Source organism: Tenacibaculum sp. M341 (assembly GCF_004337695.1).
In the GTDB taxonomy this organism is placed as follows: Bacteria; Bacteroidota; Bacteroidia; order Flavobacteriales; family Flavobacteriaceae; genus Polaribacter.
The window spans coordinates 69,700-89,819 of the sequence record NZ_SJXJ01000018.1; the positions used below are offsets into that span (position 1 = coordinate 69,700).

Annotated in this window: 14 protein-coding genes; 5 read left to right on the plus strand and 9 right to left on the minus strand. The window is 30.7% G+C overall.

Annotation, left to right across the window (positions count from 1 at the left end):
- The first annotated feature begins 37 nt into the window (after positions 1–37).
- Positions 38–1,390: a UDP-N-acetylmuramate--L-alanine ligase gene (locus EYW44_RS17370; RefSeq protein ID WP_132725556.1), complete on the plus strand. Its 1,353-nt coding sequence runs from the start codon at positions 38–40 to the stop codon at positions 1,388–1,390.
- On the opposite strand, the gene EYW44_RS17375 is transcribed toward EYW44_RS17370, so the two are convergent.
- From EYW44_RS17375 to trkA, 8 genes are all read right to left on the minus strand, one after another.
- Positions 1,374–2,426 carry a nucleotidyltransferase domain-containing protein gene (locus EYW44_RS17375; RefSeq protein WP_132725559.1) on the minus strand — a complete coding sequence of 351 codons (1,053 nt, stop codon included), beginning with the start codon at positions 2,424–2,426 and terminating at the stop codon, positions 1,374–1,376. The two genes, EYW44_RS17370 and EYW44_RS17375, sit on opposite strands and share 17 nt — an antisense overlap.
- The gene (locus EYW44_RS17380; RefSeq protein WP_132725561.1) at positions 2,416–3,552 is read right to left on the minus strand and encodes a hypothetical protein; all 1,137 of its coding nucleotides are present in this window, start codon (positions 3,550–3,552) and stop codon (positions 2,416–2,418) included. Before EYW44_RS17380 ends, EYW44_RS17375 begins: the two co-directional genes overlap by 11 nt.
- 60 nt (positions 3,553–3,612) lie before the next feature.
- Complete coding sequence (locus tag EYW44_RS17385) at positions 3,613–6,504, minus strand: lamin tail domain-containing protein (RefSeq protein ID WP_132725563.1); 2,892 nt, start codon at positions 6,502–6,504, stop codon at positions 3,613–3,615.
- A 128-nt stretch (positions 6,505–6,632) separates the two neighbouring features.
- Complete coding sequence (locus EYW44_RS22325; protein ID WP_165872260.1) at positions 6,633–6,809, minus strand: hypothetical protein; 177 nt, start codon at positions 6,807–6,809, stop codon at positions 6,633–6,635.
- Between the two features lie 19 nt (positions 6,810–6,828).
- A complete protein-coding gene (locus tag EYW44_RS17390) occupies positions 6,829–11,022 on the minus strand; it encodes a beta strand repeat-containing protein (protein WP_132725566.1) in 4,194 nt (1,397 codons plus the stop codon).
- Positions 11,023–11,109: 87 nt separating this feature from the next.
- The gene (locus EYW44_RS17395) at positions 11,110–11,784 is read right to left on the minus strand and encodes a phage tail protein (protein ID WP_132725568.1); all 675 of its coding nucleotides are present in this window, start codon (positions 11,782–11,784) and stop codon (positions 11,110–11,112) included.
- Positions 11,785–11,950: 166 nt separating this feature from the next.
- Complete coding sequence (locus EYW44_RS17400) at positions 11,951–13,450, minus strand: TrkH family potassium uptake protein (RefSeq protein ID WP_132725570.1); 1,500 nt, start codon at positions 13,448–13,450, stop codon at positions 11,951–11,953.
- Complete coding sequence (gene trkA, locus EYW44_RS17405; RefSeq protein ID WP_132725573.1) at positions 13,450–14,796, minus strand: Trk system potassium transporter TrkA; 1,347 nt, start codon at positions 14,794–14,796, stop codon at positions 13,450–13,452. The genes EYW44_RS17400 and trkA overlap by 1 nt, the downstream gene beginning before the upstream one ends.
- 205 nt (positions 14,797–15,001) lie before the next feature.
- Here trkA and EYW44_RS17410 point away from each other — a divergent pair, with 205 nt between their 5' ends.
- The 4 genes from EYW44_RS17410 (at position 15,002) to EYW44_RS17425 (ending at position 19,401) form a co-directional block, all read left to right on the plus strand.
- Positions 15,002–16,327: a PKD domain-containing protein gene (locus EYW44_RS17410; RefSeq protein ID WP_132725575.1), complete on the plus strand. Its 1,326-nt coding sequence runs from the start codon at positions 15,002–15,004 to the stop codon at positions 16,325–16,327.
- A 163-nt stretch (positions 16,328–16,490) separates the two neighbouring features.
- Complete coding sequence (gene radC, locus EYW44_RS17415; RefSeq protein ID WP_132725577.1) at positions 16,491–17,177, plus strand: RadC family protein; 687 nt, start codon at positions 16,491–16,493, stop codon at positions 17,175–17,177.
- Between the two features lie 13 nt (positions 17,178–17,190).
- Complete coding sequence (locus EYW44_RS17420; RefSeq protein WP_132725580.1) at positions 17,191–18,495, plus strand: polysaccharide deacetylase family protein; 1,305 nt, start codon at positions 17,191–17,193, stop codon at positions 18,493–18,495.
- The gene (locus tag EYW44_RS17425) at positions 18,496–19,401 is read left to right on the plus strand and encodes a hypothetical protein (RefSeq protein WP_132725582.1); all 906 of its coding nucleotides are present in this window, start codon (positions 18,496–18,498) and stop codon (positions 19,399–19,401) included. It begins immediately after the preceding gene.
- Here the strand turns inward: EYW44_RS17425 and EYW44_RS17430 are convergent.
- Complete coding sequence (locus EYW44_RS17430) at positions 19,391–20,002, minus strand: acyltransferase (protein WP_243643691.1); 612 nt, start codon at positions 20,000–20,002, stop codon at positions 19,391–19,393. The two genes, EYW44_RS17425 and EYW44_RS17430, sit on opposite strands and share 11 nt — an antisense overlap.
- Positions 20,003–20,120: the final 118 nt, after the last annotated feature.

The window sequence follows — 20,120 nt, forward strand, 5'->3', positions numbered from 1 at the left end:
ACTTACAGTATATTTACAGTGTTAATTTAGATAATTTATGAACATACATTTTATTGCTATTGGGGGAAGTGCAATGCATAATTTAGCTTTAGCGCTTCATAATAAAGGATATAATATTACAGGAAGTGATGATACTATTCATGATCCTTCTAAATCTAGATTAGTAAATAAAGGATTATTACCAGATGAATTTGGATGGTTTCCAGATAAAATTTCATCAGATTTAGATGCTGTTATTCTTGGTATGCATGCTAAAGAAGATAATCCAGAATTATTAAGAGCTCAAGAATTAAATTTAAAGATTTATTCTTACCCAGAGTTTTTGTACGAACAATCAAAATACAAAACAAGAGTAGTTATTGGTGGTTCGCATGGAAAAACGACTATTACATCAATGATTTTACATGTATTGAATTATCATGATAGAGAAGTAGATTATATGGTCGGTGCTCAATTAGAAGGTTTTGATACGATGGTTCATCTTACTGAAGAGAATGATTTTATAGTATTAGAAGGGGATGAATATTTGAGTTCTCCTATTGATAGAAGACCTAAGTTTCATTTATACAAACCTAACATAGCTTTATTGAGTGGTATTGCTTGGGATCATATTAATGTTTTTCCTACTTACGAAAATTATGTAGAGCAGTTTTCGATTTTTACTGATTCGTTAATCAATGGAGGAATCATGGTGTATAATGAGCAAGACGAAGAAGTAAAAAAAGTAGTTGAAGGTTCAACGAACTCTATAAAGAAATATCCGTATGAAACTCCAGATTTTTTTATAGATAATGGTACAACATTTTTAAATACAGAAGAAGGAGCTTTACCACTAGAAATTTTCGGAGATCATAATTTACAGAATTTAGCAGGAGCAAAGTGGATTTGCCAGCATATGGGAATTGATGAAGAAGATTTTTATGAAGCTATAGTTAGTTTCAAAGGAGCAAGTAAAAGATTAGAAAAAATAGCTGAAGACAAATCAACAGTAATATTTAAAGATTTTGCACATTCGCCATCTAAGGTAAAAGCTACTACAGAAGCAGTAAAAAAGCAATATAAAAATAGAAAACTGCTAGGTTGTTTAGAACTTCATACGTTTAGTAGTTTGAATACAGAATTCTTAAATGAATACAAAGGGGCTTTAGAAGGTGCTGATACAGCTGTTGTTTTTTACTCTCCAAAAGCATTAGAGATTAAGAAATTAGAAGCTATTACGAAAGAGCAAATAGCAAAAGCTTTTGAAAGAGAAGATTTAATAATTTATACAAACCCTAGAGAGTTTAAAGAATATCTTTTTTCTCAGAATTTAGAGGATACTGCTCTTTTATTAATGAGTTCTGGTAATTATGGAGGTTTGGATTTTGATGAGGTTAAAAGTTTGATTTAATTCGATTAATTATATAATTTCTATATTCTTTATTGTAAATAGCTTTTATTAAAACAGAAACTCTGTGAGTAAATTGTATCCTTTTTTTTATAAATAACTGTTTTATTTTGTTTGAATTTTCAATGTTCTGAATTTGTTTTTGGAAAAAGTATCTAGCTTTTCTATTATCAATAAAATTAATATGCTTAGGGCTTCCTAATATCTGAAAGCTACTAAATAGAAAAGGATTTAGATTTTTAAAATGAGTGATTTTTTTTATTGCATTTAAAGTGTCTGTTCTTAAAGAAAGTAAAAATAAATCGTAAGAGTTTCTAAGACCAAAATGAAAAAGCAGGTCGGATTTATCATTTAAGTGTTTATTAATAGAGGTCATTATTATTTTATCTTCATCTGAAAGGACATGATAAAGATTTTTTTTTAGGACGTTTTTTTCTATAAATGAAAAATTAAATTCAGTAAATTTCTTCCTGCTAACCATTTTATAATGTACCTCAACTATAGAAACACGATCTTTCTTTATCATCTTAGGATAATGCCTGCTAACTACGGTTGTATCTATTTTGTTTTTAGAATGTGTTGAATAACCATTCTGTTTTAATATAGAAATACATTTGTTAAGTTGATTATTATTGACTAAGAAGTCAATATCTCCGACCATTCTCTCGGCTATATCATCATATAATCCTTCTAATAAATTACCTGTGCCTTTTAAAAATACAGGAGTAATATCATTGGCTAGTAGTAAATCATTAATTTCTTTGGCTTGTGCAATGATTTGTGTATTACGTTCTCTGTTTAAATCTGTAATATGCTTCATGTAGGCAACTAAATCTTCTGGGAGATAATGCAGGAGATTAGCTTTTTTAATATTACAATATAGTGCAGGAAATACATAGTGACTAGTGCTTACTTTGACAATAGCTTCCCAATCGATTTTATCATTCTTTAAATCTTCTTCAACAAGTTTTTTGTTATGTTCTTCATGGTTGATTGTAAGGCATTTTCCAGTAAAAAATAAAGCTTCTTTATACGTCATCACTCAATAACTTTTTTATTGTTGCAATCATTTTGTCGTTTTCAGAATATTTTAATTGAAAACACTCTAAAGAAGCAAACCAATTTAAAAAGACACGAACATTTTCTGGTTTTGAAGAAATCCACGAATCAGGTACCAATTGTTCAAAAGCTTCAAGTTTTGAAATTGGATTAAATTTAATTCCAGATTCTTTTTCGTATTTAATAAATACAATATGATTACATGGTAAATTCTTTGTATAATCATTAATCTTTGGAGGTAAAAAACGTACAATTTTATTAAGAGTTTTAAAATGAAATTCCGCAGAGTTTTCTAATTCAGGATAAAAAGGTAATAGAGTAGGCAAACTATTTTTCTTTATCGAAATAGCAGAAGGAAAGGTATGAATGTGTTGCTTCTTACTATCTACAGGGACAAAATCATCAGCTAAACAAGTAAGTCCATTGGCTTGGAGTAATGCTAAAGAAGTACTTTTTCCATTTCCAGAGTCGCCCAATAAAAGTAGTGATTTACTGTTGTAACTAACACCAGAGGCATGGAAAACACCCAGCCATTCGTCTTCATTTTTTTGATGCATTTGCTGTACAATATACATCGATAATTTTCCTTGAAAATAATGTATATCTTTTCGGTGCCAAGTGTCTATTACATTATTATCTATGACTAAAGTTGTAAACTCATTTTGAGTAAAAACTTGATAGTGATGATCAAATTTATTTGAAGTTTTTGTTTCTAAATGAGAAAACTTTGGATGAATTAAATAAATTTCAAAATCTGATTGATAATCTATTTTAAAAATAAAGTCTCCAATTGTATAGTATTTAGTACTTTCAAAGGTAATGTTACTAATTTTAGGCAATTGTTTTACTTCAATATCTTTATGTTTCATGTTTTTTAAGTACAAATCACTATAAGTATCATGTACAAAACTTAAAGAGTTCTCAAGAGATTCATTAAATTCTTTAGAAAGTTTGAGTGCGATTGTTTCTTGAGATATACCTTTATTAAAATCAATTAAAATATTAGCTACAGTATCGTTAACTACCAAATATCTGTTTGTAGGTGAAAACCATACAGCAGTATTTGAATTATCGATAGATTTAGTAATAATTAGATCCTTCATCATGGTGCCTAAAGTAACAAAAACAGTAAGAATTAAGAATTATTTTTATTCTTTTTTAGACAATCATAAAACTATTTTTTTTGAGATAATTTTAGAGTCATACTCTAGTTTGATAAAGTACATACCCTCACTAAAGTTTGATACGTTAATTTTTTTATAATCGTTGAATTCTCCTTTGTAAGTTTTAACTTCTTCACCAAGTATTGAGTAAACTCTTAGAATAGCATTTTGATTTAGCCCTTTTACAGTAATTTCATTTCGATTAGATTTAAATATATCAACAGTTACAGCATCATTTTTAGTCAAATCAACATTTGTTTTTTTAGTAGTCAAGTGAATAGAGAATCTATTAGGTTCATTAACACTATTTGTTAATAGAACACTATAATTGTTTTCAGATAAATTAATGAAACTATTTTCTTTTTTATCTTCTAGAAAAATAGTTGTTTCTGAAGGTAAATTATGAGTTTTTACAGAAAATTCGACTTTTTGATTATTATCACAAATAAGACCAATAGGTATAGCTATGTTCTGATAATTTGAGTTAGACAAAGATTGAATTGCAAGTTTTTTCTCACTTTTTAGATTTGCCAGTCTTGTGTAAATGGAAAAATTAAGATTTGATTCTAAAAAAAGACTACTATCATATCCATTGTCAAAGTCGATGGTTGCATTTTCATTGAAGAAAACTTTAGTAGATTTTACATTGTCTTTCGATGACATATAAAGTTGGAAAGAAAACTCCTTGGAATCCTTTAGAAAGGTATTCGATGTTTGATGTGAAAGCATACTATTATCAATAATAATATTATCATTGGCTTTCACTTTAATAAAGAATCCTTGCGTTGGAGCAATTTGAAAACTTTCAGTCAAATTTTTTGTTATATATTCTGTTCCATTCCAAAACCAAATTGTTTGTTCTTCAAGTACAGAAATGTTTTCAGGGGCATTTAAAAAGTTAATCGAATTAAGATATGAAGTATATGGATTTCCAATTAAGTTAAAGTTACTATGATCTCCCATTTTAATTGGAACAGTAGTGTCTTCTGTATGTAAATTTCCTTCAAATAGTACAGCATTATTGTTTGTTTTTACTGCCATACCTTTAAAGTTAGATAAAGATCCATTGGAAGAAGTATTTTGATATTCCCAAGGAGTATTATTGTCATTGTTGTAAAAACCTATACCAATATTATTACCAGAGCCTGTTGAAAAGTCATTGTTAAGAATAAAATCTTCAATTGTTTGATTTTTTAAAGGAGTACTAATTAGGTGCCAATCAGACACTAGTTCTCTGATATATCTAACATTAGCATTTATAGAATTGTTAGAGGTTAATGAAGCACTTGATTCTAAAGTAATAGAATTAACAGTAATATCATTTGTAATTGTAGGGTAGTTAGTGATTTCTTTTGGAATTAAAACATCAGAACTAGAAGAGGGAATTGTTTTTTTAGACCAATTTTCAATATTATTCCAATCATTATTAATTGTACCATTCCATTTGTTTACAGAGGAAAAAGCAATGTTGGTTGTGTTATTTCTTCCAGGAGAAAATAAAATAGGATTACTTGTTATTTCTGAATGTAAGCCAAAATAATTTGTAAGACCTTCTTTTTTTGCAATCGATTGATTTTGAGAAGCAATACTATTATATGCTTCTTCAACCATTATGTTACCTGTATTAGTTATTATCTGAATAACATCTTTACTGTTATTCAAACTTAAGCGACCTGAGCTAGCTGTTTGAACTACACCAGGTATATTATTTGGGGTTCCACCACCAAACACAACAATGGATTCTTTAGAAGGAATGATAGTATTTTCTTCAAAAATATGTCTAACAGAAGTTTCGTCAGCTAAAGACCAGTTCGAAATGTCTAAGTCAGAGTTTGAAGAATTATAAATTTCTATAAATTCATCTTGACTAGGACTTATAATACCATCATTATTTGCATCTCCATTGTTATTATCAGGGTCTGCATGAATTTCATTAATAGTTATAGCGCTTGTTTCATTATCAATATTAAAAAGAGTAAAAAATGAACTAATTCCTTTGTAAGTGTTATCTGATGTAATATCATTAACAGATACAGTTATAGTGACTTTTACTGCTCCATCAATGATGTTATCATCAACTCCTGTTAATATTATAGATTGAGGTACATTCCAATTTGAGTCAGTAAATGTTACTGAGGAATGATTAGGAATAATTTCACTAGTATTGTTACTATTAATATCAATAACAATGTTTGCTGATGGTTGTGCATCTAATACAATAGAGAAGGAGGTATTTGAAGTATTTTCTGAAGTATTTTCTGAAGGAAAACTTATAGATAAACCTGGTTTTATTGCTCCAATCCATTTTCCAGGATCGAAATCTTGTGTGTTTACAAAGCTATCGTTATGAGAAGGGCATCCTACAACTTCATTATCAGCCCAAACATTCCACTCTGATGCTATCCAAGAGGAATTTCCATTGGTTACGCCAGTTTTTCTTTCAGCTCTCCCATCTTTGTATTCATGACAAGTATTGGTGCCGTCTTGCCCAGGAACACCAAAAATATCTATGATATTATCATCTTTAACTAAAGCAATATGATCATCTCCATTTGTACTAACAATAGTATTACTTTGATTTGGATTGATAAAATAAGTTTCTTTAAAATCAATTTCTTTAGCCGCTATAATGTAAAAACTTTTGGCAGCTATAATTCCAGTTAATAAGAAATCGTTGTTAGGCGTTGTGTTATCGTTAGTCCATTTTCTTAGGGAGTGTTTTTCAATACTTAAATCTATATCAGAATTACCAGCATTATATAACTCAACAAACCTAGCATTTATGTTGTCTTTAGGATCGGCAATTTCAGTAATAAAAATTTGGGATGAGACATTGGTTAGTGTAAAAAAAGCACACAATGCCCATATAAAAGGGAATCCTTTTTCTTTTTTCATAGTAATGTAATTTTTTCATTTTCAGACTACAAATTTAATTAAAATAGATTGAAATCCTAATGAAAATAAAAAAAACAATCCTGTCTTTAAAAGACAGGATTGAAGGTTTTGTTAGTTAATTTTTATGATTAAAATCCGTCACCAGGTGGTTCAGGAGAAGCCGCTTGTGCTTTTTTAGGATCTAAAATTAAATATGTTCCTATTGCAGTTAATGCAGTGTATTTGCTATAATTTCCTATTTTTTTCAGAGCCTCTTTACGTGTAATATCTTTTTTATTAGATATGTTTTCTGTACTTTTTTTCATGGTATTGTAAATTTTGAGGTTATTCTAAAACGATTTTCTTAGTGATACTTCCTAACGAAGAATTTAATCTTACGATGTAAATTCCATTAGCAAAATTGTTTAATGCTATAGAACTTGTGCCATTAGATTTAATGTCTGTGTTTAACATTTCTTCTCCTAATAAAGAATAAACATTAACCTTAGCTTCTCCTTGTAACCCAGTAATTGTTATTTCTTTTGAAGAAGATTTATAAATACTAATTTTTTTGATATTTTGATCAATATCTTCACTACTTAAACTTTTAGGACTCATGTGAATGTAGAATTGTCCAATGCCATTGCTATCATTTTTAAGAGTTAAAGAGTAGTTTTCTTGAGAAAGATTAGTAAAAGTATTATTACTCCTATCTTCTAGATAAATATCTACACCTGTTGGAATGCTTTGAGAGTTGATAGAGAAATCAATTTTTTTACCTTGGTTGGCAGTCAATCCAACAGGAATAACAATAGCATCGTAGTTATTATCTGGTAATGTTTGAATCGCTAATTTTTCACCATTATCATCAGAAGCTAGTTGAGTAAATACAGCAAAATTATAATTGGTTCCTCCAAACATTTTAGAATCGTAACCATAATCATAACCTGTTGTTTTATCTTTTATAAAAAATACTTTAGTAGAGCTTTTATTACTGTCACTCTCAACAAATAAGTCAAAAGAAGCTTTTGGACCTTGTCTCATAAAAGTGTTGGTTGTTTTATGGATTTGATTTGCAGTTGAAAAAGTAACATTTGTATTTGTGTTTGCTTCAATAAAGAATCCTTGAGCAGGTGCAATATTAATAGGACTAGCATTGTTGTAAGTTACATACTGACTACCATCCCATAACCAAAAAGTAGCATTATCAATTACAACATTACTACCTGCTAAAACAGAAGAATTGATGTAAGATGTAAATGGGTTACCAATTAAATTGAAATTATTTCTACTACCCGTTTCAACAAAGACAGATACATTGGTAACATTTAAATTACCTGTAATAGATACATCGCCAGCTGCAGCTAATTTCATAGATACACCTGCACCAGCTATTACTGGTCCAGTGGTACCTGCATTAGAATAGGTCCACGGATCAGTTGCGCTATCATTATCAAAAGCACCAATACCTATATTTCCACCAGTGCCAGAAGCAAATGTATGATTAGCAATAATATCTTGTGTAGTTTCACCACTAACTGGAGCAGCTACTAAATACCAGTTTGTAGTTGGTAAATTTCTATTGTAAGTTACAGTTCCTGTAACTGAAGCATTTGCTATTAAAGAAGCATTTGAAGCTATGTTTATAGAGTTTACCGTTACAGCTGAAGATATTGTTGGATAGTTGGTTACTCCGTCAGGAATCATAACATTTGCAGAACTATTAGGGATAGAGTTTGTGTTCCAGTTTCCAGCGGTATTCCAAGAACTACTTGTTGTTCCTGTCCAAGTTATTGTTGAGGTTTGTGTAATTGTAGGAACATCAACATCACTAGAAGCGTTTCCAGCGTTATCTTCAGCTCTGACTACAAAATTATTGTCACTATCAGCCGTAAGGTTTACGGAAAAACTCCAAGTATTACCACTAACAACCGCAGACCCTAAAGAACTAGTATTATCAGCGGTACCATCATTATCAGCATCAGCATAAGCATGGACAGTTACTCCATTTTCAGTAAGTGTACCAGATAATGTTTGTGTGACAGCATTTACAGTTATAGCGGCACTAGGTGTATTTACTACAGGATTAGCTGGGCTTGTTGAATCTTCAGTAATTGTAGGAATATCTACATCGCTTGAAGTATTACCAGCGCTATCTTCGGCTCTTACCACAAAATTATTGTCAGCATCAGCATTAAGGTTTACAGAAAAACTCCAAGCATTACCACTAACAGTAGCAGAACCTAGAGAGGTTGTATTATCAGCTACTCCATTATTATCAGCATCAGCATAAGCATGAACAGTTACACCATTTTCAGTAAGTGTACCAGATAATGTTTGTGTGGCAACATTTACAGTTATAGCGGCACTAGGTGTATTTACTACAGGATTCGCAGGGCTTGTTGAATCTTCAGTAATTGTAGGAATATCAACATCACTAGAAGCGTTTCCAGCGTTATCTTCAGCTCTTACCACAAAATTATTGTCACTATCAGTATTAAGGTTTACAGAAAAACTCCAAGTATTACCACTAACAACTGCAGAACCTAGAGAGGTTGAGTTATCGGCTACTCCATTGTTATCTGCATCAGCATAAGCATGAACAGTTACACCATTTTCAGTAAGAGTACCAGATAATGTTTGTGTGGCAGCATTCACAGTTATAGCAGCACTAGGTGTATTTACTACAGGATTAGCTGGGCTTGTTGAATCTTCAGTAATTGTAGGAATATCAACATCACTAGAAGCGTTTCCAGCGTTATCTTCGGCTCTTACTACAAAATTATTGTCAGCATCAGCATTAAGATTTACAGAAAAACTCCAAGCATTACCACTAACAGTAGCAGAACCTAGAGAGGTTGTGTTATCAGCTACTCCATTATTATCTGCATCAGCATAAGCATGAACAGTTACACCATTTTCAGTAAGTGTACCAGATAATGTTTGTGTGGCAGCATTTACAGTTATAGCAGCACTAGGTGTATTTACTACAGGATTCGCAGGGCTTGTTGAATCTTCAGTAATTGTAGGAATGTCTACATCACTAGAAGCGTTTCCAGCGTTATCTTCAGCCCTTACGACAAAATTATTGTCACTATCAGCTGTAAGGTTTACAGAAAAACTCCAAGCATTGCCACTAACAGTAGCAGAACCTAGAGAGGTTGCGTTATCAGCGGTACCATCATTATCAGCATCAGCATAAGCATGAACAGTTACACCATTTTCAGTAAGAGTACCAGATAATGTTTGTGTTGCTGCATTCACAGTTATAGCAGCACTAGGTGTGTTTACTATAGGATTAGCTGGGTTTGTTGAATCTTCAGTAATTGTGGGTACATCTGCGTCGCTAGAAGTATCAACTCCATCTGTAGCACTTACTACAAAATTATTATCAGCATCAGCATTAAGGTTTACAGAAAAACTCCAAGCGTTACCAGTAACAGTAGCTGAACCTAAAGAGCTTGTATTATCTGCGACACCATCGTTATTAGCATCGGCGTATGCGTGAACAGTTACACCATTTTCAGGATGTGATCCGGCGATTGTTTGTGTTGCTGCATTAACTGTAATAGCAGCACTAGGTGTATTCACTGTAGGTGTTGCTGGGGCAACAGTAGCTATACTAACAATTCTTGTATCATTAGCAGAACCTCCGTTATTATCATTTGCCGTAATATTTATAGTTCTGTTAGCAGTACCAGGTGTTGTGGAAGTATTTCTATATCGTAATGATTGTAAAACTTCTTGCACGTTTGCGTTTGTAGCATTACTATCAAAAGTAATGGTTAAAATAGTACCATTAGTAACAATACCATTCATAACACTTAGATCACCAATATCTGTTCCATTGGCAAGAATATTTGTTCCGCTAACAGTAATTGCAGTTCCGTCTCCATCTGTATCTGAAATACTAATTTCATCCGCAGCTTCGTTGTTGACAACTATTTGAGCAGTCAAAGTACCACTATTCCAATCAGCATCGCCATCAGCATCATTCACGGTAGCAGAAGCATCTATCTGAGTAGCAGTGTTTCCTTCTGTATAGCTTAATGCTAAATTGTTAATAGAGATTGAAGGATCAGTATTTGGAGCACTTCCAGTAATGACTAAATCAAATACAACTTGCTGAAATGAAGATGAAGCATTTGATACAGAAGATATATTTAGTGTTACGCCTATTCCTGAACCAGCTACAGATGCACTGACTCCAGATGTGTCTGCTACGGTTGAAGCTCCAGTATTAACAGCTATGCTTGTGATTCCAGTGACAGTCCCTCCTGTAAATGTAAAATTTATAGGAATAGCAACACTACTACTGTTTCTTAAACTAAAGATTATTTGATTACCATCAATATCAAAAGAAAGATCAGGACTAACTTCAAATTCTCCAGGTACAGAAGCATCACCATCAACAACAGTTTCTGTTTGACTTAATTCTTGCAGTGTAACGCTAGAGCCTTCTAGTGTTTGAGAATGTAAAAAGTTATTGAAAATTAATGTTAAGAAAAGAAAGCTTAACGTAAGAGTAGTTTTTTTCATAAATAAAGTTAATTAGTTGTTTACTAATATACTAAAAAACTCTCGTTGTGTTGTTACGAGAGTTTTTTTGATGTTTTAAAAGAATTATTAATTTCTAGGAGGAAAGGTTCCTTGCATACAAATTATATATCTTACAACAGCTGAAGGTTGTACAATATCAACTGCAGAGTTGTTACCTGTGTTACCTATAGTAACTATAGGGTTTGTCCCTCCAGATATTGACTGACCATTAACGGTATTAGTTGCAGGTCCATAAGATTTAACTTTTTTTGTAGATATTCCTTCTGTAAAGTTACTTACAGCAAACACATCACCAGCTTGTGGAGTATCTCTTACAGCATTAGTAGTACTTAATAAAATATTGCTATTTGCTGAAGATCCACCAGTTACGGTAGCTACATGTGTATGTGAAGGTAGGTTTAAATTGTTTAAAGTTACATCTTCCCAGCCAACTAAGCTTCCTTGAACTCTAGTAGTAAGTCCAGGACCAGTTCCTGCTCCCATAGCAACTCTACCACGTAAATCAGGTAATTTAAATGTAGTTCTACAGTCGCCACCATATTGACAACCAATTAAAGAAAATAACGCTTGGTTTGAAGAAATAGCTAATGTTTGTCCTTCACAAAAAGCCCATCCTCTAGGAGCGTAAGTTCCTGCATAAACTCTAATTTCACTTATAAAACCTTCTTGTGCAGTAGCAGAGGTGTTTGACAGAAATAGAAATACGAATAATAGTCCGATAATTTTTTTTGTAGAATTCATAATAAATAGTTTTTGTTAGTTAATCCCTTATATTTTCTACAACAAAAGTACCTTCGTATTAGAGGTGAAATTTTTAAAAAGTAATGAACGAATGATTTTAAGCCATTAGTGCGATATTTTTTATCACGAGTGTGTTTTAAATGTTAAAGTTAAAATTTCGATTGTTTTAATTTCTTTTCCAGAAGAAAGGAGAAAACAAAATAAGAACTGTAAATAGCTCTAAACGACCTATTAGCATTAAGAAAGAACAGAAAAGTTTAGCACTCATAGAAAGGTGAGCAAAACTATCTACTGGACTTACACTACCTACTGCAGGACCAATATTTCCCAAAGAAGAAGCACATGCACCAAGAGCAGATTCAAAATCTAGTCCCATCATGGCTAAAATAACAGACCCAATGATGAAAATAAGCATGTATAATATAAAAAAGGAAATAATATTAAATACAATAGTTTGTTTTACAGCTTTACCATCGTACCTAACAGGTATAATAGCGTTAGGGTGTAATGCTTTTTTAAATTCTAAAAAACTATTTTTTAGCATTACAATGTGTCTTACAATTTTAACACCACCTGATGTTGAACCAGCAGATCCACCTGTAAAAAACAAGGCAAAAAAGATAGCTGTAACAAAAAAGCTCCACATTGTAAAATCGGCAGTTACAAAACCAGTAGTTGTTACTACAGATATAACAGAGAATAAAGCATGTCTTACAGTACTCTCGGTATGACCAAGAACTTCAGGGTGATTTATACTTGTTACTAAAGCAGGATCTTTAAAGAAAAGGATAGAAACACTTATAATTGCAGTAATTAATATGATTCCTAAGAAGTAATAACGAAACTCTTCACTTTGTATCACTTTTTTAACTTTTCCTTTTAAAGCAAAATAAGTAAGGACAAAGTTAGCTCCTGCAATAAACATGAAAAATATGATGATGTATTGAATTAAAGGAGCGTGATTCCAGTGAGCAACACTTGCATTTTTAGTTGAGAATCCACCAGTACTTACTGTTGCCATAGCATGATTGATAGCATCAAACCAGGTCATTCCAGCTACTTTAAGTAAAAGGAATTCAGTTATAGTCAAACCAACATAAATCAACCATAATCTTTTTGCGGTATCGGTAATTCTTGGGTGTAGTTTATCAGCCGAAGGACCAGGTGCTTCAGCCATAAATAACTGCATACCACCAATACCTAAGAGAGGTAATATAGCAATAGTTAATACTACAATTCCCATTCCGCCAATCCAATGCGTAGCACTTCTCCAGAATAAAATTCCTTTGGGCATACTTTCAATATCTGATAGAATAGAAGAACCTGTTGTTGAGTAACCAGAAATTGTTTCAAAAATAGCATCAACAACTGAAGGAATACTTCCTGTTAATAAGTAAGGTAACATTCCTGTTATGGTTAGTGTAAACCAACCTAATGTTACAATTAAATACCCTTCTTTCTTTTGTAAATTTTTGTTAGTAGGTTTATTAAAAAAATATAATATTAAACCTAATGATATGGTAATAATACCTGAATTAAGAATTCCAAGTACCGCTTTTTCTTCAAAATACAGACTAAAAGGAATAGCAAGCCACATGAAAAAACCATTTAAAATGGCAGTTATTCCTAAAAACCGGAAGATAAGTTTGAGATTTAAATGTTCCATTAGTTAAATAAATCTTCTACAATAGATATAGCTTCTGGTAAACAGAAAACAATTACATGATCACCAGCTACAATTTGCATATTACCAAAAGACATTAAAGCTTCTCCATTTCTAATGATTCCACCAAAAACAGCTTCCCTAGGAAAACGCAAGTCTCTAATAGGCTTTTCTGTTACTTTAGCATTTGGTTGTACTTCAAATTCAAAAACTTCTGCATCTACATTGTGTAAGTTTGCTAAAGCTAAAATTTCTCCTTTTCTAATATGTCTAAAAATATTACTAGCAGCAATTAATTTTTTGTTAATCAAAGTATCAATTCCAATGGTTTGAGAAATATTGATGTAATCCATATTCTCAACCAAAGCGACTGTTTTTTTAACTCCTTTTGATTTTGCTACTAAACAAGACATGATATTCGTTTCAGAATCACCTGTAACAGCAATAAAAGCATCCATATCTCTAATGTTTTCTTCTTCAAGTAATTCTAAATCTCTACCATCTCCATTAATTACAAGAGTAGTTCGTAAATCTTCAGCAAGAGTTAAAGCTTTCTCTCTACTTTTTTCAATAAGTTTTACCTTAAAGTTATCTTTACAAAGATTACGAGCTGTTTTTTTACCAATACTACTCCCTCCCAGAATCATTACATTTTTAATATCTAAATGCTCTTTTCCGATGATAGGATATAATTTTTCAATACTGTAATTTGGAACCGAAAAATATACTTGATCGTTCATTTTATATACAGTATCTCCTCTAGGGATGATTGTTTGAGCAATTCCTTCTCTTTTTATAGCTATGGTAATAAAATCTACCATATTGAATTTTTCTTTCGCTTCTTTTACAGTTAAATCTAAAATTGGCGATTTATAACTCAGGGTAGTACCCATTACGTTAAACAATCCGTTTTCAAAAGCAACCGTATCATTGAAAGAAGATTGGTGTAGTAATAATTTAATTTCTTCGGCAGCTAATTCTTCCGGAGAAATCATAAAATCAACACCAAAGTCTTTAAAGTCAATAGTATCACTATTTAAAAATTCTGGGTTTTTTATTCTAGCAATTGTTTTTTTAACCCCTAAGGCTTTACCTATAACAGAGATTGTAAAATTTGTATTCTGATTTTCAGTTACAGCTAATAATAAATCAGCTGAGTTTGCTCCAATCTCTTTTAATAATTTCATAGATGTAGCATCACCTTTTTTAGTAATAACATCTAAATGATTATTAATATAATTCAATTTATCACCGTCTAAATCGACTATGTAAGTATCTTGAGATTCGTAAGAGAGGAGTTTAGCCAGATGAAAACCCACATCACCAGCTCCGGCTATTACAATTTTCATAATAAAATTTATAGTATAGGATACAAAGGTACGTTTTTAATGTGAAAAAAGTTAAATACTATTTGATATTATCTGTAATGAAGGGAGATTTTCTTTTACATAAGATCGATCAAAGTGTTTCGTTTTCATAAGATTATTAGCTGAGAAAATCTTGAAAAGAAGAATTGATTTTGATTACATTTGCGGCTAAATTAAAAATTATAAAATGAAAAAAATGATTCAAAAGTTAACCAAATTACTTGCTTTATTTACAGTTGTATCTTTAATGTTTTCATGTACAGATGATCAAGTTACAACTCCTGAAAAAGAACCTATTGTAGCAGATTTTGAGATAACAATTATTAGTGATGATTCTTCTCCTGTTATTGTTAGTGTAGAAAATAAAACAACAGGTGCTACATCATACGAATGGTCATTTCCAGGAGCTGATGGAGAAAGTTCTAATAAGGAAAATCCAGATTACATTTATTATCTTCAAGTAAAAGGAGATTTTACAATAACTTTAAAAGCTTCAAATGGATCAGAAACAGAAACTGTATCTAAAACTTTTAGTATAAATGTGCCTCTAGTTGCTGACTTTGAACCGAATCCAGATAGTTTTTTGTCATCATCAAATGTAACTTTAGTAAATAAATCTAGAGGAGCAACATCTTATAAATGGTCTTTTCCAGGAGGAGCACCTGAAAGCTCAACGGAGAAAGAGCCAGAAGCTATTTATTATGCAACACCAGGTACTTATGATATTACTTTAGAGGTGTCTAATGGAGTGGAAACAGATTCTAGAACATTAAGTTTCGTTATAAGCGAAGAGATTAATATTGATTTTGATTTAATTTTAAATAGTGAAGTTGTTCCAGCTGAATTACAAATAGTAAACAAAACTACAGGGGCGAATCAGTACAAATGGACTTTCTCAGGAGGTAAAGGAGAAAGTACATTAGAAAACCCTGGATTTTTACTTTATGAAGAAGCAGGAGAATTTGAGGTTACATTAGAGGCTTCTAATTATGTTCAAACAAAAGAGCTTACTAAAAGTTTTACTTTAAATACAAATGAAATTTTATCATTCCAGAATATTGTTTTAGGAGGTATTGATGCACAATCTACATTAGGTTCAGTATTTTCTACTGAATTAGGGACTGTAATAAAAAGTGATGATATCAACGATTCTAATGGAGAAAAAATTGACATAGTATTTGTTGGCGAATCTGGTTTGTTGTTTTTTGAGTCTCCTCAAAAAGCTTCTGGTTGGGGATTAAAAGAAATACCTAATGCAACTAACACTAATTTTATAAACTATATAGAAGGAAGTTCTGTTAGTTTTTCGGTAGAAGATTTTGATAACATGACTAATAGTGATCCTTTAAATGGTATAAATATTACGAATGACGAAGAGTCTTTTCCTAGCTCAGGTTTACCAAGAATAATCTTGTTTCAAAATTCAAAAGGAAAAAAAGGAGCTATAAAAATTACGAATATCGCTTCTGGTAGATCAGGTAGTATTACTTTTGATTTGAAGGTTCAGAAATAAAAATTTCTAATACTTTATAACTGATTAAAAACTTCTCCTTTCATTTTAGAAAGGAGAAGTTTTTTGTATACATTTGTAATGTAAAACAATATACTTGTCAGTATATCTATTTAAAATTGAAAAAGATAAATAGATGTTTACTGTTAAAATTTAAAATTGCAATATGAAAAAGTTAAGTATAAAGTCTTGGGCTTTAGATGATAGACCCAGAGAGAAAATGCTGTTTAAAGGACAAACTTCATTGTCTGATGCTGAGTTAATAGCTATTTTAATTGGATCTGGAAATAGAGATGAAAGTGCAGTAGCATTATCTAAACGTATTTTAGGTTCTGTAAATAATAATCTACATCAGTTATCAAAACTTTCTATTAATGAGTTGATGCATTTTAAAGGAGTAGGAGAGGCAAAGGCTATTTCCATTATTACAGCTTTAGAATTAGGTAAAAGAAGACATTTTGAACACATACCAAATGCCGAGAAAATAAAGTCCTCTAAAGATGCATTTTTAATAATGCAGCCATTTCTATCAGATTTACAACATGAAGAATTTTGGGTAGTGTATTTAAATAATGCAAACAAAGTATTATCAAAAAAACAAATTAGCAAGGGAGGATTAAATAGTACACTTGTAGATGTTCGGTTAATTTTTAAAAAAGCATTAGAACTTTTAGCAGTTGGAGTCATTTTATATCACAATCATCCTTCAGGAAAATTAAGTCCAAGTTTATCAGATAAACAATTGACACAAAAAATAAAAGAAGCAGGAGCTAGTTTGGATATAAAAGTATTGGATCATTTAATTATAACTGAAAAAACTTATTTTAGCTTTGCAGATGAATCAATTCTGTAATTAAAATAAGCATTTGATACTTATATATACACATAAAATAACACCTAGAGTTCGTTACATTTTTAAACATGTTTTTGCAAGGATTCTTTCTATTGATATAGATTTTACTTCTAAGGTAGAGGATTTTGTTGCACATAATGGACCAAAACTATCTTATACCAAAGTAGCTTTAGGTAATGAGTTTTTTATAAAAAGTACGAAATTATTGTTTCAACAAGGGGTTAGTGATTTAGAAATAAAAATGTCTGATTGGGAAGGTACACCTTGCTTTTTCTTTCAAGGACAAAAATCAACGATTCCTTTTGATATTTTTTCTGCTAGTTTTTATTTAATTACTCGTTATGAAGAGTATTTACCACATATAAAAGATAAGTACGAGCGTTTTTCAGCTAAAGAAAGTTTAGCATTTCAATATGGTTTTTTGGAGAAACCTGTAATTGATATTTGGGCACATAAATTATTAAAAGTACTAAAGGAAAAATTCCCTGATTATGAATATAAGAATAGAAAATATCAGTTTATTTCAACAATTGATATAGACAATGCATATGCCTATAAACATAAAGGAACTATAAGATCGGTTGGAGGTTTTTTAAAAGATTTATATAACTTGAATCTTTTAAATATTGTGGACCGCTTTGCAGTTCGTTTCAATTTGAAAAAAGATCCTTTTAATACATTTGATAAAATACTTGCGCTTAAAGAAAAGTATAAAGTACGTACCGTATTTTTCTTTTTAGTTGCAGATTATTCTACTTTTGATACAAATGTTTCTTATTTGAAATCGAAATTTAGATTGTTGATAAAAGAAATGGTAGACTACGCTAGAGTAGGATTGCATCCATCATATTTTACGATGACAGATATTAAGAAAATGAAGCATGAAAAAGAACGTTTAGAAAGTATTACAAACATGCCTATATTTAGATCAAGGCAACATTATTTGAGATTTGAAATTCCTCAAACACAACAAAATTTAATCGATTTAGAAATAAAAGAAGATTATTCAATGGGATATGCAAGTCATGTTGGCTTTAGAGCAAGTACCAGTATTCCTTTTTATTTTTATGATTTAGATTTTGAAATTCAAACACCTCTAAAAATATTTCCATTTGCATTAATGGATACTACGTTAAATGATTATATGCAGTTAACACCCAAGCAATCTCTAGGTAAAATTAATGATCTTAAAAATGAAGTAAAGCGTGTAAATGGTACTTTTATCACATTATTCCATAATGAAAGTATTAGTGGTTACACACGTTGGAAAGGTTGGGAGCGTTTGTATGAATCGATGTTAAAAATAGCTGCGAAGTAAATGATAGAACTTATTTCTAGAAAAAAGTTAGATGTAGAAAAATATGATGACTGTGTTCAAAACTCATTACAGTCTAACATATTTGGTTTTTCTTGGTATTTAGATATTGTTGCCGATAATTGGAGTGTGTTGGTATTAAATGATTATGAAGCAGTAATGCCAATTCCTTGGAGAAGGAAATTATTTATAAAATATACGTACACACCTTTTTGGTTAATTCAGTTAGGAATTTACTCTAAAGAGATTGAGGATGAGAATGAGTTTTTAATTATGCTTTTTAGTGAGTTTAAATATGTAAATATTAGAACTAATGGTGAAAATGCATTTAGTATGTTTCATTCTTATCAAAATCAAAGACAGCTTCAATATGTCTCTTTCACAAAAACGTATGAAGAAATTTATAAAGCTTACAATAGAAATAGAAAAAGAGAACTGAAAAAAGCGGTTAATTTAGATTTAACGGAAAAATGGAATACTGATGCTAAATTATTTATCGACTTGTTTAAAAACAACGTTGGTAAAAGAGTAAAAAAGATAAAAGATGAAGATTATTTGAACTTGTATAAATTAATGAATGCTTGTTTAAGTAGAAATGTAGGGGAGTTGTTGACTGTGCATGATAAAAACAATGAATTAATTTCAGGAGCATTTTTTTTAAAATATAAAAATAAAGTAACTGAATTAGTATGTTCTTCTGATTTTAAAAACAGAGAAAACGGGGCAAATACTTTTATGAACGACAGAGCAATTTTTAAATACGAACGCAATTATAAAGTATTTAATTTTGGAGGTTCATCAATGAAAAATATAGCTAATTATTACAAAAGCTTTGGAGCATCAACTGAGTTTTATACAGAGTTACATTGTAATAAGTTATCCTGGGGATTAAAGCTTTTTAAGCGTTAGTGTTTATAAATGCTACAAAAGAATTTGGGATTTTCTTATTGAAGATAATTTTTGAAAAATCTTCGGTATAAGCTTCTTTCTGTTTAATAATTTTACACGGATTTCCAACGACTATTGAGTTACTTGGAATATCTTTTGAGACTAAAGAATTGGCTCCAATAACTACATTGTTACCAATAGAAACTTCGGGTAAAATAGTTGAGTTAGCACCTATCCAAACATTATTTCCAATAACTATAGGTTTTGCTTTTATATGTTTTTTGAAATTAGCGTTATCATGGTTTGAGGAAATAATATTTACACCAGGACCAAATTCAATATTAGAACCAAAAACAATTCCGTTATTGGCTTGAATATAATTATTTATACTATCTCCCGGATCACACAAAATTCCTTTTTTAATATTCTGCGGAGCCATTACTTTGGAAGTAAAGTGTACAGGCCATTTTACTTTAGGGTTTAACCTGAAAAAAAATTGTGGAATTATATAATGAAAAAATAAAATATAATAACGCTGGTAACCATACTTTGGTCTGTAATATTCAGGATAAAAAAGATTTACAATCCATCCAAAAAATAGAAAATCAATAAATTTAAACATTGAAGTCATCTTGACTTTTTTTGAGAAAAAATTAAGGGTTGTAGATATTTGTGTTGCGAAACATAAAAACACAACCCTATGTACCAAGTACTAAGCAAAGATATGATAGAATTAGAAA